Genomic DNA, 17,596 nt, shown 5'->3' with positions numbered 1-17,596 from the left:
TTGACTTTGACTTTTAAGATCTTACTTATTATTTTTTGTCGTCATCTTTAACTTCAGTGAAGTCAGCATCAACTACATCGTCTTGAGGTTTGCTTTCAGCGCCTTCAGCACCTTGTTGTGCTTGTGCCATTTGCTCATATAATTTCATTGATAATGCTTGAACCACTTCATTTAAAGCATCTTTTTTCGCTTTAATTGCTTCGATGTCATTACCTTCTAATGCTTTTTTCAATTCTTCTTTTGCAGCTTCTGCCTTTTCTTTCTCAGAAGCATCAACTTTATCTTCTAAATCTTTAATTGCTTTATCTGTAGCAAAGATCATTTGATCTGCTTCGTTACGTAAATCTACTTCTTCACGGCGTTTTTTATCTGCTTCAGCATTTGCTTCTGCATCTTTCACCATACGTTCGATTTCTTCGTCACTTAAAGAAGATGAAGATTGGATAGTGATTTTTTGTTCTTTTTGAGTACCTAAATCTTTTGCAGTTACATTAACGATACCGTTCTTATCGATATCGAATGTTACTTCAATTTGTGGTACACCACGTGGTGCTGGTGGAATATCTGTTAATTGGAAGCGACCTAATGTTTTATTGTCTGCTGCCATTTGACGTTCACCTTGTAATACGTGAATGTCAACTGCTGGTTGATTATCTGCTGCTGTAGAGAATACTTGTGATTTAGATGTTGGAATTGTAGTGTTACGTTCGATTAATACTGTAGATACACCACCCATTGTTTCAATACCTAATGATAATGGTGTTACGTCTAATAATACGATATCTTGTACATCACCAGTTAATACCCCACCTTGAATCGCAGCACCCATCGCTACTACTTCATCAGGGTTTACACCTTTGTTTGGTTCTTTACCTAATTCTTTTTTGATTGCTTCTTGAACAGCTGGGATACGTGTTGATCCACCTACTAATAATACTTCATCGATATCTGAATTTGATAATCCAGCGTCTTTCATCGCTTGACGCGTAGGACCCATTGTACGTTCTACTAAATGACGAGATAAATCTTCGAATTTTGCACGAGATAATGTCACTTCTAAGTGTAATGGTCCCGCTTCTCCAGCAGAGATAAATGGTAATGAAATTTGAGTAGAAGATACACCTGATAAGTCTTTTTTCGCTTTTTCAGCAGCATCTTTTAAACGTTGCATTGCCATTTTGTCATTTGATAAATCTAAACCATTTTCTTTTTTGAATTCTTCTACTAAGTAGTCAATGATGACTTGGTCGAAATCATCTCCACCTAAACGGTTATCCCCAGCAGTAGATAATACTTCGAATACACCGTCACCTAATTCTAAAATAGAAACGTCGAATGTACCGCCACCTAAGTCGAATACTAATACTTTTTGTTCTTTGTCTGTTTTATCTAAACCATAAGCTAAAGCTGCTGCTGTTGGCTCGTTGATGATACGTTCAACTTCAAGACCAGCAATTTTTCCAGCATCTTTAGTTGCTTGACGTTCTGCATCGTTGAAGTATGCAGGTACTGTAATAACAGCTTTAGAAACTTTTTCACCTAAGTAAGCTTCTGCAGTAGCTTTTAAGTTTTGTAAAATCATTGCTGAAATTTCTTGTGGTGAATATTGTTTTCCATCAATATTTTCTTTATGGTCAGTACCCATATGACGTTTAATTGAAATGATTGTGTTTGGATTTGTAATTGCTTGGCGTTTTGCTACTTCACCAACTTGTGTTTCTCCATTTTTAAATGCAACAACTGATGGTGTTGTACGGTTACCTTCTGGATTTGCGATTACTTTCGGCTCGCCACCTTCTAATACAGATACACATGAATTTGTTGTTCCTAAGTCAATTCCGATTACTTTACTCATTATATAATTCCTCCATTATTTAACGTTTTAAAAAAAACATTGTGTTTGATTCAAGTTACTTCGTAAAATCTATAGCACAATAATACGATGCAATCGCATTACTCATTCACTTTAACCATTGATGCACGTAATACGCGCTCTTTTAATTTATAACCTTTTTGAAGCTCTTCTAATACGATACCAGAAGCTTTATCAGGATCACTTTCCTGCATCACTGCCTGATGATAATTTGGATCAAACGGTTGGTCTTTCGCTTCAATCACTTCAAGACCATTGTCTTTTAAAGAGCTTAATAAACTTTCATAAACCATCTCTACACCTTTATGTAGTGATTTAAATTCTTCACTTTCACCTTTTTGGGCGAGTGCGCGTTCGATATTATCGACTGCAGGTAAGATATCTCTTAATACACTTTGCGCACGATAAGCTCTTTCAGTATCTAATTCAGCACGTGTGCGTTTTTTATAATTTTCAAATTCAGCATAAAGTCGTAAATACTTCTCTTCTGCTGCATTTAATGCATTTTTCGTTTCAGTTAATTCATCAATTTCTTCTTGTTCAGTTGCTTCTACAGGTGCTTCTGGTGCAATTTCATCAGTAACATCTTGTTCAACTGTTTCATTTGATTCGTTTACTACTTCTACTTTTTTATCTTCATTTGTTTCTGACAAGATAGTACCTCCTTATAACAAGTGATGAATACTTGCTAATTTATTAAAGACTTTTCGGTAGCTCATTTGTGTCGGTCCAATGACTGCAATCTTCCCATTCACTTTATTTAAATGAATCGGTGTCGTTACAATTGAGATGCCTTGTAAGTTCTTATCAATTTCCTGACCTAAAGTCACTTGAATATTATTGGATTCTAAATTACTCAACACTGCAGGTAAATTGTCAGAATCAATAAACTTCAAAGTTTCTTTTACTGCTTGCACATTATCTGGATCAATCAATTCATACAAATATTCTCTACCCTCAAAATAAATGGCGTGAGATGTTGTTTGTGCTTTCTTGACAATTTCAGATTTTAAATGTGTCAATGGCAATTGTTTAAATCCTTGATGATTCACATCAAAGTGAATATTACCTTCAATAATTGCAAGTAAATTCTGATTTAAATAATTGTTCATACGCTCAATTTCTTGTCTCGTTAAACGTACTTGCCATGAAATTTGTTGATGTTCAACATTACCATTTTCATAGACAATAATTAATACCAAATTGGTCGGTGTTAAATACGTCAAATGAATTTGTGAAATTGATCGCTTATCGATTTCTGTCGTCGTTGCAATAGATAAATATTGTGTATCCATCGCAATTTCCTTCGCGAGCATTCTAAAGTCAACAAAGTTTGTTTGATCTGAAAAGAAATGTTCTTCATAAGGAAATTCCTTTTGCAACGCTTCAACATAAAATTTGTAGCCTGCTTCAGATGGGATACGTCCGCTTGAAGAATGCATCTTTTCAATTAAACCATGGTCTTCAAGTCGTTTCATTTCCGCTCTGATGGTTGCCGGACTTACGTTTAAATTATGTTGTTCAATCAGTTTCTTAGAACCGATAGGTGATCCACTATCAACAAAATCCTCAACAATTACGTTTAGTAAATGTAATTGTCTATCTGTTAGCATATTCCACCTCGTTAGCACTCTATTACCTCAAGTGCTAATAACAATTTATCAAATTGGTCAAAGTATGTCAACATATAACCCTCAAAAATAATAAAAACAAAAAAAGTTCTTAAAAACCGTGTTATTACACAGTTAATAAGAACTTTTCAAATACATCATTACCACGCATACGGCCTTGATTCGTCAACTTTATTTGATTATTTTCAAAAGTAATTTGACCTTCATTTAGCAAACGTTGAACGACAGTGCCAAACACTGCGTTAAAAGTAACGCCATAGCGCTGTTCGAAATCAAGCACATTAATCCCTTCATTTAACCGTAATCCTAAAAACATATATTCTTCCATTGATGCTTCTTTATCGACGGGTATCACTTCTTTAACAGCATTGCCTGCTTTCATCGCTTTTATATAATGTGGTACAGGCACAACATTGTAATACCGTTTCCCATTGACATACCCGTGACTACCTGCACCGGCTCCATAATACTCATTATTTGTCCAGTATACTTTATTATGCAGTGATTCAAAGTCGCCTTTCGCATAGTTCGAAATTTCATACTGATGAAATCCATGCTTCGCTAAGAAATCCATCGTGTATTCATACATTTCCTGAGCCAACGTTTCATCCGGCATTTGAAGTAAACCTTTCTTATATTGATTATAGAATTGAGTCTTCGGTTCCAATATAAGTGAATAACTAGAAATGTGATTAATGTCTAGTTGAACCGCTTGTTCAAGGTCATACATACATTCTTCTAATGTTTGTGTGGGCAAATGGTACATTAAATCAATACTCACCGATTCAATGCCTAAACGATTCGCATCATCTACAGCACGTTTTATATCACTTTCCACATGCGTCCTACCTAAAGACTTTAATAAACGATTATTGAACGTTTGGACACCAAGTGATAAACGATTGACACCAAAATGCTTCATAATCGCAATTTTATCAGTTGTGAGTTCATCAGGATTAGCTTCGACCGTAAATTCACTAGCAATTTCAAATCGGTTCGTCACAAAGTGAAGTAAACGTTCTAACTGATTGTTAGATAATGCTGTCGGCGTTCCTCCTCCAATAAAAACGGTATAAATGACATCCTCTGGAATCATATCCAGTTCTTTTATTAGCGCGTCTAAATAATCATCCACCGGCTGATTCTTAATTAAAAATTTATTAAAGTCACAATACGTACAAATACGATTACAAAAAGGAATATGAATATATAGACTTCTCACGTTTGTCCCTCCAAATTGAAAACACGATTGCTCTTTATAAGATACAATCGTGTTCCAAATTTATTCTTCGTCCATTTTTAATACGGCTAAGAAAGCATCTTGCGGGATTTCAACAGATCCAACTGCTTTCATCTTCGCTTTACCTGCTTTTTGTTTTTCAAGTAACTTACGTTTACGTGATATATCTCCACCGTAACATTTTGCAAGGACGTTCTTACCAATTGATTTGATATTTGTTCGTGCAATAATCTTTTGACCAATAGCAGCCTGGACAGGTACTTCGAATTGTTGACGCGGGATTAACGTTTTTAATTTTTCTACGATGACTTTACCACGTTCATAAGCGAAATCTCTATGCACGATAAAGCTTAATGCATCGACACTTTCTCCATTTAATAAAATATCCATCTTCACTAAACGACTTTCCTGATAGCCGATTAATTCATAATCAAATGAAGCGTAGCCTTTTGTATTTGATTTTAACTGATCAAAGAAATCAAACACAACTTCAGATAACGGAATTTCGTAAATAATATTCACTCGAATATCATCCATATAGTCCATCGTCTTAAAGTTACCACGTTTTCTTTGGCATAATTCCATAACAGAACCTACGTAATCATTCGGTACCATAATACTTGCTTTTACATATGGTTCATAAATTTTGTCAATTTTTTGTGGATCCGGCATTTTTGATGGATTATCTACAATCACTTCAGTTCTATCCGTCATTTCACATTTGTATATAACAGATGGTGCCGTTGCGATTAACTCAATACCGAACTCACGTTCAATACGTTCCTGAATAATTTCCATATGTAATAAACCTAAGAAACCAACACGGAAACCAAAGCCTAACGCTTGAGATGTTTCGGCTTCAAATTCAAGTGAAGCATCATTTAATTGAAGCTTTTCAAGTGCTTCACGTAAATCGTTGTATTTACCAGTATCTATCGGATAAATTCCGCAGAATACCATCGGATTCATCTTCTTATAACCTTGTAATGGTTCTGGTGCCGGGTTATTCGCTAACGTAATCGTATCCCCTACACGAGAATCTGCTACGTTTTTAATAGAAGCAGCGATATATCCTACATCTCCGACTGTCAATTCCTCAACCGGTAATTGTTTCGGTGTATTAATCCCAACTTCAACGACTTCAAATGTTTTACCTGTCGACATCATTTTAATTTTATCGCCGGCTTTCACCGTTCCATCAATAATTCTAATAGAAGAAATAACACCACGATACGCATCGAAAGCACTATCAAAGATTAACGCTTTTAATGGCGCTTCAGGATCACCAGTTGGTGCCGGAACTTTCTCGACGATTTGTTCTAATATTTCATCGATTCCAATATTTGCTTTCGCTGAAGCTAATACGGCTTCACTTGCATCCAAACCAATCACGTCTTCAATTTCCTGACGGACACGTTCTGGTTCTGCTGCCGGTAAATCAATCTTATTAATTACTGGTAATAATTCTAAATCATTGTCTAGAGCAAGGTAAACGTTCGCAAGTGTTTGTGCTTCAATACCTTGCGCCGCATCGACAACGAGAATCGCACCTTCACATGCTGCTAAACTACGCGATACTTCATACGTAAAATCGACGTGTCCTGGCGTATCTATTAAATGGAAAATATACGTTTCTCCATCTTTAGCAGTATAATTCAGTTGTACTGCATTTAGTTTAATGGTGATGCCGCGTTCACGTTCTAAATCCATAGAGTCAAGTAACTGCGACTTCATTTCACGCGATGCCACTGATTTTGTATTTTCTAATATTCTATCTGCTAATGTCGACTTCCCATGATCGATATGTGCGATAATAGAGAAGTTTCTAATTCTTTCCTGACGGCTTAATCGCTGTTCATTATTCATGTTTATTTGCCCAACTTTCTTAAATTGTACGTATATTTGATTATAACAACTCTTAAACAGTTCTTCAATTAGTTTTAAAAATATAGATTGCATATAACGCGTGAATTTGATAAAATATTTCTTGTTGCAATCAAAATATCTATTTTAAGTGCAAGACATTTCTAGGAGGTGACATTATGCCAAACATTAAATCTGCAATCAAACGTGTTACAACTAACAATAAAGCACAACAAGCTAACATTTCTCAAAAGAATGATATGCGTACTGCTGTGAAAAATGCAAAAGCGGCAATTGAAAACAACGCTGACAATAAATCAGAATTAGTACAAGTAGCTGTTAAAAAGATTGATAAAGCTGCGAAAAGCAACTTAATCCACTCTAACAAAGCTGACCGTTTAAAATCACAAGTTATGCGTAACAACTAATCACAATAAATGAAGCGACCCTCGGGTCGCTTTTTTTAATGGATTAAATCTTTAATATGAATAATTCTAATATTAATACTTTATCTAAGTAGCTCGATTTCAATGCATAATCTGTTTCAGCACAATCTTTCATTATTGCGAGTAATCGATTTAAATCCATTGCTTTCACTTTACGTAAAGCCAGTTTAACACGATACGGATGCACGCCTACTTGTTTGGCAATTTGTGCTTCACTAAATCCTTTTTGAGATAATATTTTTACCTGGTAATAAAGGCGATATTGTCCACTAATTAAAGCCAACAATTTAATCGGTTCTTCTTTCATATTAATCAAATCTTTCAATAATGTGATGGCGCTTTTTTTATCACCTTTTGCAATATAATCTGTTAATAAAAAGACATTCTGTTCTAAACTACGACTAACGACTTCGTTTACATCTTTTTTTGTAATAATCGGCTGCTCTCCGATGAATAACATTAATTTATCCATTTCTTTAACAACATTACTATAGTTAAGGCCAGTTAAATGTACAAATGCATCTAATGCATCTGCTTTTATATCTTTAAATTGCTGGTTAAAGTTCGATTTAATAAGCTGCTTCATACCCTGCTCATCTAAAGGTTCAATTTTTTCAACGGTATGCATCTTTTTTATACGTTTAACGATTTTTTTACGCTCATCTAATTTATCGTTTAACACATTAAAGATCACTATGTTAGGCCCATCAAATTTTTCTAAAAAATCGACCACTTTATCTAGATTGATTTCATGTGGTGTCTTTACTTTTTCACCAGTAAAAATAAAACTATTGTTAACTAAAATTACTTTTTGATCACTTAAGAAAGGTAAAGTCATCGCATCTTCAGCAATCGCTTCAAAAGTTGATTCCTGTAAATCATAACGACTGAAATTAAAATCATCTTGTTCGCTAATAAATTGTGCGATTATACTTTGAATTTTATCTTCTACGAGTGGTTTTGTACTGCCGTGAACTAAATATATGTGACTCAATATGAGCGCTCCTTACATTAAAATCTTAATTTCATTATAGCTTTTTTTTGAACATTATCATATACTTAAATAGATACAAAAGTAGGGGGTTTTAGAAATGAATCATTTCGAGAAAAACACACAATCTAAAAATAATGACGTTCAAGATTCAGGATTTGCATTTTTATTTGGCTTTGGTGGATTCGCTACAATTTACATCATCGCACAAATCTTTGACTTAGTCGCTGGGAAATAAGAGAGGCTATTTTTAATGCGTTAAGGGCCGAACAAATTGGAAGCTCAACCGTAAATCAATTTTGATTTTGGTTGAGCTTTTTTATTTGTTCATTAACGATTGATATTGCGTTAATATTTTTCCCTCCTCTAAATCTATCGTTATCCTTCCCTCTGTCTGTGTATTCAGCACTTGTACACCTGCATTGTGTAATGCATCCATCGTCTCATTATGAGGATGTTGAAATCGATTGTTTCTTCCAGCTGAAATTATACCTACTTTTGGTTGACGAGCTAACAAATTTTCACTCGTGCTAGTACGACTACCATGATGTCCAATTTTCACAATATCGATAGGCGCTTTGATTTGCTTCAAAATTTCTGCTTCATAATCTTTACCTAAGTCTGCTAAAAATAAAATATTTCGTCCCTTTTTACCATATTCCAAAAACACAATAATACTATCGTTGTTCTCTTCACCTGTTGGTCCAACAGTTAAAAATTTTAAGGAAGATTTTTTTGTGTTGTTTAAACCTTTGGATTGTACGAATTGCATATCGTCATGTGTAATCAGTAGATTCACATCAATTAACGGTATATGTTTTTCTCGTGCTAATTGAATCACTTGTTGATATTTTTCACTGCCATGCGCACGCGGGTTGAATATTATACTGTATATCATATCCTGTTGTATTAAATACGATGTTTCACCAAAATGATCTGCATCTGGATGCGTTAATATTAATGTATCAACTTTCTTTATCCCACGATGTTTCAAAAATGGGATCGTCACTTTATCACTAATCGTCTGTGCATTATGTCGTTTCTCCCATTGCTCACTAAAGTCCGGTTTCCCACCTGTATCAATCATCATTACTTTATTCTCCAGTTCAAGTATCATCGCATCCCCTTGTCCTATATCTAAAAAGTGCACACTATCATTCGCTTGTTTTCCACTGACGACTATCAAAAGCATCATTAATATAATACTTATGCCACGTTTTAATTTTTTAGTACTAAAAACCAACATTAATACGATAAAAAGCAATATATACAGCAAAATATGCTGTTGTCCGACAACCATTTCAAATCTCGGCAACTGCATAAAAATTGTTGTAAGCATTTCATTGATGCTAAAAGCTATATTAATGAGCGGAATAATCCAGTCCACCGGAATATTAAACATCATTAACAATAATCCAAATGTACAAACCGGGAAAATAAAAAACGAAAACAACGGAATGAAAAATAAATTTGTCATTAGTCCGATAAAATAATTATTATTAAAGTGAAAGAGCAATATAGGAATCGTTACCAATTGAGAGATAAAATTGACGAGGAAAAACTGAAACAGATTTGAATATTCTCGATAAATCGGTAATATGAACACAAAACTATAACAAATGATATAGGATAATTGAAAGCCAACATCATAAATTGAAAAAGGTTCATACAACAAATTAATGATGAATGTAAGCGATAATAAGTCAGATATTTGTACTACACGTTTTGGATACAATAATATGAGCAGAATAAAAATTGTCGATCGAAAGACTGACGGCTGACCCCCGGTAAAAATCATATACAAAGGCAATAAAAATATTAGAATACATGTACAAAGTATGAGTGGTACATGCATTCTGCGTAAACAATAAAATAATTGAACTGATAATAGTGCAACATGACTACCACTAATCGCATACAAATGATAAATGCCCAGCGATTTAAGACGATCCATTTCTGCCTTACTTAAGAAAGACGTATCACCTAAAGTTAATGCTATAAAATATCCAGTATGTTCAATGTTTGTCCTGGACATTGTTAACGCGAGAGACTTTCGATATGCTTTAATCCATTCAATAAATGATAGCTCTGAAGGTGTACATTGCTGCCAATTAACATTTGAAAGTTTAACACTTCCCCATTTATGATGATGATATAAAAATGTATCAAAGTGAAAACCAGAAAAATTAGTATTCGGTAATACGTGTTGCCGCGTCACTTGTGCGTCACATTGCAAAAAAGAAAGATGCTTTGTTTGCAGTTGATGTTTCTCAATTTCATTTTTTATTTTATAAAAAAACTGAAACTCACCATCACGTGTCGTCATCGTTCCAGTTAATAAATTGCCATCGATTTGATAATCGTCCAATATTCTGATAGTCGTTACAGCTGACTGATTAATTTCATAATCAAACGGCAATCTTTCTCTTTTATAATCATACGTATGATAGAAATAATATGACAGTAAGAACATACTCATAAAAACAAAACACCATTTATAATATTGTTTCTTAAAAATGATGACGATGGATAAGATGATTAAACATAAAGCGGCAAGAATAGAATGTGACCATAATACGCCTGCAATAATGAGCAAAACGACAATAAAACCCACATACGCCTCCAATCTTTACATTTGTTCAAAATACCCCGCAACATGCTCTGGATTAAATTCAATCTTTTCAGTCTCAATATTTGCTTTTTGTAACAGTTCTACTGCATACGGATGATTCTTATAATCATTTGCATAGTAAATTTTCTTAATACCCGCCTGAATAATAGATTTCGTACAATGAATACACGGGAAATGTGTTACATAAATTTCTGCACCTTCTGTTGATACACCCATTTTTGCACATTGCAATAAAGCATTCATTTCAGCATGAATCGTACGGATACAGTGTCCATTCTCTACGTAACATCCTTCATCAATACAATGCACTTCACCCGAAACAGAACCGTTATAGCCACCAGCAATAACACGATTATCTTTCACAATCGTAGCACCTACACTTAAACGTGTACATGTAGAGCGTAAAGCTAATAATTGAGATTGTGCCATAAAATACTCTTTCCATTGAATTCTTTCCATGAGATCACCTACGTCGTTTTGAACTCATTGTAATATTTATTCAAACTTTATTCAAGTTGCATATTTTCCAGTTGTTTTGTGTATTATAATGAATACGTATCAAATTGATTTAATGTGCTATCATTCGTATAACATAATTACACCGAAATATAATCTTTTAAATGCTCAAACGTTTTATCCCCTATGCCTTTAATTTCTTTTATTTCTTCAATCGATTTAAATCCTCCATTCGTTTCCCTATAATGAATGATATCCTGCGCCTTTTTCTCCCCAATCCCAGGTATTTCTTCCAGTGCACTTTGTTCTGCCGTATTAATGTTGATGACCTTTTGATTTGTCTTTAACGGACTTTGACTACGTTGAATAGCTTGTTGATACATCGCATATTTATTTTCTTTTACTTCACCTTTATAAGGAATATAAATCACCATTCCATCCTGGACGGTTTGTGCTAAATTCACTGCATCCAGATCAGCATTTTTTAAGGGTACAGCTAATTTTATAAGTTCATCAACAACTTGATTATTTTTCGCCGGATATACGCCACTAAACTTCACTGCTCCTTTAATATCCACTTTAACTTCATCAGTCTTTTCTTGCTTTGGCTTACTTTCCTGTTGCGTTGTTTGTTCTAAAGCTAGCGTTGCTGATTTTGATTTTTTATCACCTAAAGTAGCAAACTGACTTATCGGTAATGCTTCCTTATCACCTTGATTGGCAGGCTGCCTTTGTGTAATAATCACGCAAACAAGTAAAAGTATCACAGCGACTACACCTAATATCAGTTTATTTTTGATGAGCCATTGTTTTATTTGATCTAAATCCATAAAAAAACACCTCCACATAATTATCTGTAGAAGTGCTCAATCTATTTTATTTGTCACAAATTAAATTTTATTTTAATGATTCTTTCTTTTTCACAACAAAAAATACACGTTCAACGTTATGCAAGTCTACTGAGGTAATCGTTGCATCGGGATTAAAATCAGCAAATATAGAGGTTGCTTCTAAACCTGCCTGATTAAGCATCGCGTTATATTCATCAATTGCAAACGTTCTTTGATAATGTTGCTCATCAAAACGCGCATATAGCCCTTGTGTTTCAATAAAAAACGTTAAGTCATGATAAACTGAATAAGGTGCTTCACCTTGAATCGCATGCCAAACGTATAGCATATCTTCCAGTTCATCACTGTATGTTTGATTCTCAAAATACGTTTCAAATTTAGCTGTACTATGCACATCAAAAATAAAAACACCATCATCATCTAAATGCTCTGCAACGCGTTGAAATGTTGTAATGACATCGTTACGTTCTGGCAAATAGTTAAGACTGTCACACAAACAAGTAATCGTTTGAAACTTCTGATTTAATTCAAGTTCCATCATATTTTGCGCAATAAATGTCACATCATTGCGTTTAGATGCAGCGATCGCAAGCATTTCCTCACTTAAATCAACACCGGTCACTTTCACTGACTGAGGTATCTTTTCAACAAATGTACCTGTCCCTGTTGCTAAATCGAGTAAATTTCCCTTTAAATAAGGCGCTATTACTTCAAGCCATTTGTCATACGGCTGATCATACATAAACTGATCATATATCGATGCAAATTGACCGTATGCCATTAAATTTGCTCCGGCATGTATTCGATAATTTCCTGATCACGATATAATTTTTCTAAATTATAGTAATCACGTTCTTCATGATGGAAGACATGCACTACAACATCCCCTAAATCAACTAATATCCAGCGGGCTTCGTTAAATCCTTCTAAACGGTTCACTTCAACACCATGTTTTTGCGCTTCGTCTTTTACTTCACGGGCAATCGCTTGTACTTGACGGTCACTATTACCTTCACAAATTACGAAATAATCTGTAATTCCTGTGACATTTGCTACATTAATTCCAATAATATCTTCTGCACGCTTGTTGTCACAAGCGTTAAAAGCAAATTCTAATAATGCTTTCGCTTCCATTTCATCATTCCTTTTCATTTTACTTTTCTAAATTATAATAGTTTAAACATTCAATTGTTTTCGGATAAATCGGTTTATCATGTTCAATTAAATACAATACGGTGCGTTTAGAAATTTCATATATTGCTTTGTCAAGATTCTTTTCTTTGAACACGATATCACGAATATCTTCAACACCCGGTTGTGTACGTCCTGGCTCAATATAATCGCTGATAAAAATAATCTTTTCATTTAATCCCATACGCGCACGACCTGTCGTATGATAATAAATCGCATCATATGTTTCTGAATCAATATCATGTTTATCTTGCATATATGCTGCTGCGACAGGTCCATGCAGAATCTCTGAATTATACGTTAATAAATCATTATCTAATTTGTATTGCGTCACAGCCTGGTATAACACACTTAATTCATCATATTTCGCATAATCATGTAAAATACCAGCCATTTCAACGATGTCTTTATCACCATCATAAATTTCTGCCATCTTCACTGCTGTTTCAGCAACACGTATTGAATGTTCATACCTTTTCTTTGGTAACTTCTCTTCAACGAGCTTTCTCGCTTTCTTTTGTTTCATATAAATGTTCCTTTCTAATAAAGCGTTCAATCGTATCAATCACAAAACAACGAATTGTCTTATGATTCGCGATACGTTCACGAATCATTGTTGAACTAATATCCATTCTCGGAATTTGAAATGGTTGAAATGGCGACGGTAAATCAAGCATTTCAACGTCACGATTCACAACGATAAAACGTACCATTGATTTAAGCTTTTCAACTTCAAACCATTGATTGAGTGACATATATTGATCCGTGCCGATAACTATTGAAAGCTCTGCATGAGGATATTTATCTTGTAAATATCGCATCGTATGATACGTATAACTTTTACCTTCGCGTTCCATTTCAACTGTATATACAGACCCAAATCCAAGATAATGGATTGCCAGTTTAAGCATTTCAACTCTCGCCTCATCACTAGCACGCGCACCTGTTTGCTTTAATGGACTATGACCTGTCGGAATAAATAGAAATAGATCTGGTCGTTCTTGCTCATACACTTCGTTTGCCACCGTTAAGTGACCAATATGGATAGGGTCAAATGATCCGCCATATACGATGATTTTCATCGTGGTAATTCAATCTTCTTATTGTTGACTGAAGGTTTGTATAAAATAATCGTAGATCCTATCACTTGCACAAGTTCCCCGTACACACGACGTGCAATTGTTTCAGCTAGTTCTTGTTTATCATCATCATTATTTTGCAACACGCTCACTTTAATGAGTTCACGTTTTTCTAACACATCATTTAATTGTTCAATTAAATGATCGTTAATGCCACCTTTACCAATCTGGAAAATTGGATTTAAATGATGGGCTTCTGCTCTTAAAAACCTCTTTTGTTTACCTGTTAACATTATTTTCTTCCTTTCAAGGCTGTTGTAACTGCTTCGGTCATCGCTTGAACATTTGCCACTTGCCCTGTCCAAATTTCAAAACTTCTGGCACCTTGCATTACAAACATACCTAATCCATTTATAGTATTTAATTGATGCTGTTGTGCATCTTTAAGTAAAGCTGTAGTTTCTGGTGTATAAATAATATCACTTACGATACAACTTGCTTTCAACTGGTCACATGCAATTAATGACGTATCTTCATAACCAGTCATACCGACTGGTGTAGTATTAATGACTAAATCATAAACAGATAAGTCATCCAGCTGGTCATAAGTTTTGCACGCTACTTCGAAAGGCCATGATTGCACGCGTGAAACTGTTCGATTAGCCACAGTAACACGATGATGTTGCACCAGAGTATAACTGATGGCTCGACTCGCTCCACCTGCACCTAATATCAAGACGTTCATATTGTCTTTTAAATGTTCCTGGATACTAAATAAATACCCGATTCCGTCTGTATTATAGCCAATCCACTGTCCATTTTTAATATGTACAGTATTCACTGCACCTATCATTTGCGCTGCTGTATCGATTTCATCACAATATTGCATAATATCAACCTTAAATGGAATTGTTACATTAAATCCATCTAATGCTTTTTCAGCAATGATATCTTTAATATGATGAAAATGTTTCGGTTCAATATTTAATGCACAATATTCATCGTCACGCCATAGTGCTTTAAAGTTCGCATGGTGCATGACTGGAGATAATGAGTGACTAATCGGATGGCCAATGACTGCAAAGTTCATAGCACCACCTGCTTTATAAAATACTAGGTCTTAAATATACATCGACTTGTTTCGGTGCATATACGTCAATTACAGCACCTTGTTCGACGGTAATGAACCCAAGACCAGAGATTATTATATCCTGCTTATCGTCTTTAATCGATAGTGTCGTTTTCTTTACATTACCGAAATCAAAATCTTTCGTTCCCGGTGGTGTTAATAATTCACCGATTTGGCGATGCCATAAATCTTCTGCATTGACTTGCTTTGTGCGATGAATATTTAGTAAGTTTGATACGAAACAGTTTAAGCTGCGACGACCACCTGTCATATAATCGACGCGTACTAATCCACCTAAGAATAATGTTTGACCTTCATTTAATTGGAAGTTACGAGGCTTAATTTCATCTTTCGGCATAATGATTTTTAATTCTTTATCACTTACATAATGCGTCATTTGATGTGCCTGAATAATCCCTGGTGTATCATACATGAAAGAATGTTCATCTAACGGAATATCGATTAAATCAAGTGTCGTACCCGGGAAGTGTGATGTTGTAATCACATTCTTCTCACCAACACTCGTCTCGATTAATTTATTGATTAATGTTGATTTCCCTACATTTGTAGTACCTATGACATAAACATCTTTACCTTCACGGTGTGATTCAATCGTTTCTAATAATTCATCAATACCATGATTCTTTTGGGCTGAGATTAATACGACATCATCAGCTTTCATACCAAGTTCTTTTGCTTGTTTCTCGATCCACAGCTTCACACGACGTTTGTTGATGAGTTTCGGTAATAAGTCCATTTTATTTGCTGCAATAATGACCTTCTTATTCCCAACGATACGCTTTAAACCATTAATCCACGAACCCTGGAAATCAAATACGTCGATAACGTTTACCACAATACCGTCTTTATCGCTTAGCGCATTCAACATTGTTAAGAAATCATCACTTGTTAAATGAACATCTTGAATTTCGTTGTAATGCTTTAATCTAAAGCAACGTTTACAGATGACATCTTCTTTATTTAAACTTGAATTTGGAACGTACCCTGGCTTTGATTGATCAGTAGATTGCAAAATCGCGCCACAGCCAATACACTTCATTTCATTACTCAAATATTGTTCCTCCTGAATATCAATTATCAATACTTCTATTCTAGCACATAACACACTTTAAGTATTGTAAGACAAAATAAAAGGGCAGTGCGTTCATGCACGACCCTCTCTTTAAGCGGGTGATCGGAATCGAACCGACAACATCAGCTTGGAAGGCTGAGGTTTTACCACTAAACTACACCCGCATATATTAAATTCGTATAAATATAATAACGAATAATCAATACTTTGTAAAGCCTTCGTGATTATTTTTATTCATTTGTTTTTAATGTTTCATCGATTCATTAATCCTTTAAAATATACGATTGTTCGTTTACGCTTGAGATAACGCATAATTATCCTAAATTCGGTACCAATTGCTCGTTTGATTCACGCCAAATGCTATTGCTCAGTTAAAGAAAAAAGAGACAACATACGTTATCCCCTAATTTTCCCAGTTTATTAAACCTTTCTTTTTGAAGTAAGCTAAAAACTTACGTTCTATCATACGATTAACACGTGTTTTCCACTCATCATTAGATTTCACAGGCACAACCATAATAGAATAAAAACCATTTGAATTCGCTGCTAATACATCTGTCATCATTTGATCACCAATGACAACTGTTTCTTCTGGTTTTACACCCATCGCTGCACAAGCTTTCTTGAAGGATTGTCCCATAGGTTTACGTGCATTAAAGATATAATCGACTTCCAAAGGCGTCGCAAATGTTGCAACACGTGCCTGATTATTATTGGATACAATCGTTACTTTAATATTGTGTTCTTTCATACTGTTAAACCATTGAATCACTTCAGGCGTAGCAAGTGCAACATCCCAACCGACTAATGTGTTATCTAAATCAGTAATAATAGCTTTCACGCCACGACCAGACAATTCTTCTGGTGTAATCTCAAATATTGATTTTGCATACTTACTTGGTAATAAATACTTTTGAATCATTCCCATATGTCACCTCAAAATAATGTGTTATTACTCTATTACCCCATTCATACAATCAATAACCCCAATCCATGATGGACTGGGGTTTATATCACTATTCGATTTCTTGATTTGGAGCGTAATCTACTTCAGTACCAGTGTAAATTAAAAACCCGATAATTGCTGTTGCAATCACAGATAAAGCCATAATAAAAATCAT

19 protein-coding genes and 1 tRNA gene are annotated in these 17,596 nt (G+C 34.6%); 2 read left to right on the top strand and 18 right to left on the bottom strand.

The genetic code is table 11. The features are described 5' to 3' along the window. Nucleotides 1-28: 28 nt before the first annotated feature. The 5 genes from dnaK to lepA form a co-directional block, all read right to left on the bottom strand. The gene (gene dnaK / locus OCL94_RS05485) at nt 29-1,855 is read right to left on the bottom strand and encodes a molecular chaperone DnaK (RefSeq protein WP_262995375.1); all 1,827 of its coding nucleotides are present in this window, start codon (nt 1,853-1,855) and stop codon (nt 29-31) included. A gap of 98 nt (nt 1,856-1,953) precedes the next feature. Beyond that, the gene (gene grpE, locus OCL94_RS05480) at nt 1,954-2,526 is read right to left on the bottom strand and encodes a nucleotide exchange factor GrpE (RefSeq protein ID WP_262995374.1); all 573 of its coding nucleotides are present in this window, start codon (nt 2,524-2,526) and stop codon (nt 1,954-1,956) included. A gap of 12 nt (nt 2,527-2,538) precedes the next feature. Continuing rightward, the gene (hrcA, locus tag OCL94_RS05475) at nt 2,539-3,486 is read right to left on the bottom strand and encodes a heat-inducible transcriptional repressor HrcA (protein WP_262995373.1); all 948 of its coding nucleotides are present in this window, start codon (nt 3,484-3,486) and stop codon (nt 2,539-2,541) included. Nucleotides 3,487-3,610: 124 nt separating this feature from the next. Beyond that, nucleotides 3,611-4,726 carry a radical SAM family heme chaperone HemW gene (gene hemW, locus OCL94_RS05470; RefSeq protein WP_262995372.1) on the bottom strand — a complete coding sequence of 372 codons (1,116 nt, stop codon included), beginning with the start codon at nt 4,724-4,726 and terminating at the stop codon, nt 3,611-3,613. Between the two features lie 60 nt (nt 4,727-4,786). Beyond that, entirely contained in the window at nt 4,787-6,610 is a 1,824-nt protein-coding gene (gene lepA, locus OCL94_RS05465) for a translation elongation factor 4 (RefSeq protein WP_262995371.1), read from the bottom strand. Between the two features lie 176 nt (nt 6,611-6,786). Between lepA and rpsT the strand changes: the two genes are divergently transcribed. Beyond that, nucleotides 6,787-7,035, top strand: coding sequence for a 30S ribosomal protein S20 (gene rpsT / locus OCL94_RS05460; RefSeq protein WP_262995370.1), 249 nt, complete (start codon nt 6,787-6,789; stop codon nt 7,033-7,035). Nucleotides 7,036-7,078: 43 nt separating this feature from the next. On the opposite strand, the gene holA is transcribed toward rpsT, so the two are convergent. Further along, complete coding sequence (holA, locus tag OCL94_RS05455) at nt 7,079-8,050, bottom strand: DNA polymerase III subunit delta (protein WP_262995400.1); 972 nt, start codon at nt 8,048-8,050, stop codon at nt 7,079-7,081. A gap of 94 nt (nt 8,051-8,144) precedes the next feature. On the opposite strand from holA, the gene OCL94_RS05450 reads away from it, so the two are divergent. Beyond that, on the top strand, nt 8,145-8,282 hold the full coding sequence (locus tag OCL94_RS05450) for a YqzM family protein (protein ID WP_262995369.1): 138 nt from the start codon (nt 8,145-8,147) through the stop codon (nt 8,280-8,282). An 81-nt stretch (nt 8,283-8,363) separates the two neighbouring features. On the opposite strand, the gene OCL94_RS05445 is transcribed toward OCL94_RS05450, so the two are convergent. The 12 genes from OCL94_RS05445 to OCL94_RS05390 all read right to left on the bottom strand — a co-directional run bounded on the left by OCL94_RS05445 (nt 8,364) and on the right by OCL94_RS05390 (nt 17,403). Next, a complete protein-coding gene (locus OCL94_RS05445) occupies nt 8,364-10,658 on the bottom strand; it encodes a DNA internalization-related competence protein ComEC/Rec2 (protein WP_262995368.1) in 2,295 nt (764 codons plus the stop codon). A gap of 15 nt (nt 10,659-10,673) precedes the next feature. Further along, nucleotides 10,674-11,135 carry a ComE operon protein 2 gene (locus tag OCL94_RS05440; protein WP_262995367.1) on the bottom strand — a complete coding sequence of 154 codons (462 nt, stop codon included), beginning with the start codon at nt 11,133-11,135 and terminating at the stop codon, nt 10,674-10,676. A gap of 137 nt (nt 11,136-11,272) precedes the next feature. Beyond that, nucleotides 11,273-11,962 carry a helix-hairpin-helix domain-containing protein gene (locus OCL94_RS05435; protein WP_262995365.1) on the bottom strand — a complete coding sequence of 230 codons (690 nt, stop codon included), beginning with the start codon at nt 11,960-11,962 and terminating at the stop codon, nt 11,273-11,275. A gap of 67 nt (nt 11,963-12,029) precedes the next feature. Then, nucleotides 12,030-12,764, bottom strand: coding sequence for a class I SAM-dependent DNA methyltransferase (locus OCL94_RS05430; protein ID WP_262995363.1), 735 nt, complete (start codon nt 12,762-12,764; stop codon nt 12,030-12,032). Further along, on the bottom strand, nt 12,764-13,117 hold the full coding sequence (rsfS, locus tag OCL94_RS05425) for a ribosome silencing factor (protein ID WP_262995397.1): 354 nt from the start codon (nt 13,115-13,117) through the stop codon (nt 12,764-12,766). Before rsfS ends, OCL94_RS05430 begins: the two co-directional genes overlap by 1 nt. Nucleotides 13,118-13,136: 19 nt before the next feature. Beyond that, the gene (yqeK, locus tag OCL94_RS05420; protein WP_262995361.1) at nt 13,137-13,700 is read right to left on the bottom strand and encodes a bis(5'-nucleosyl)-tetraphosphatase (symmetrical) YqeK; all 564 of its coding nucleotides are present in this window, start codon (nt 13,698-13,700) and stop codon (nt 13,137-13,139) included. Next, nucleotides 13,669-14,256 carry a nicotinate-nucleotide adenylyltransferase gene (nadD, locus tag OCL94_RS05415; RefSeq protein WP_262995359.1) on the bottom strand — a complete coding sequence of 196 codons (588 nt, stop codon included), beginning with the start codon at nt 14,254-14,256 and terminating at the stop codon, nt 13,669-13,671. The genes yqeK and nadD overlap by 32 nt, the downstream gene beginning before the upstream one ends. Continuing rightward, nucleotides 14,253-14,546 (bottom strand): ribosome assembly RNA-binding protein YhbY, encoded by a 294-nt coding sequence (yhbY, locus tag OCL94_RS05410; RefSeq protein ID WP_262995357.1) that lies wholly within the window; start codon nt 14,544-14,546, stop codon nt 14,253-14,255. Before yhbY ends, nadD begins: the two co-directional genes overlap by 4 nt. Then, nucleotides 14,546-15,343, bottom strand: a complete 798-nt coding sequence (gene aroE, locus OCL94_RS05405; RefSeq protein WP_262995355.1) for a shikimate dehydrogenase — start codon at nt 15,341-15,343, stop codon at nt 14,546-14,548. The genes yhbY and aroE overlap by 1 nt, the downstream gene beginning before the upstream one ends. A 13-nt stretch (nt 15,344-15,356) precedes the next feature. Next, complete coding sequence (gene yqeH / locus OCL94_RS05400; RefSeq protein ID WP_262995353.1) at nt 15,357-16,454, bottom strand: ribosome biogenesis GTPase YqeH; 1,098 nt, start codon at nt 16,452-16,454, stop codon at nt 15,357-15,359. A gap of 114 nt (nt 16,455-16,568) precedes the next feature. Beyond that, nucleotides 16,569-16,639: transfer RNA gene (locus OCL94_RS05395), tRNA-Gly, on the bottom strand. 239 nt (nt 16,640-16,878) lie between these two features. Continuing rightward, a complete protein-coding gene (locus OCL94_RS05390; RefSeq protein WP_262995351.1) occupies nt 16,879-17,403 on the bottom strand; it encodes a YqeG family HAD IIIA-type phosphatase in 525 nt (174 codons plus the stop codon). Between the last annotated feature and the right edge of the window lie 193 nt (nt 17,404-17,596).

The sequence above is a fragment of the Macrococcus capreoli genome (assembly GCF_025628935.1).
GTDB lineage: Bacteria > Bacillota > Bacilli > Staphylococcales > Staphylococcaceae > Macrococcoides > Macrococcoides capreoli.
This window is presented reverse-complemented; position numbering and strand designations above follow the sequence as displayed.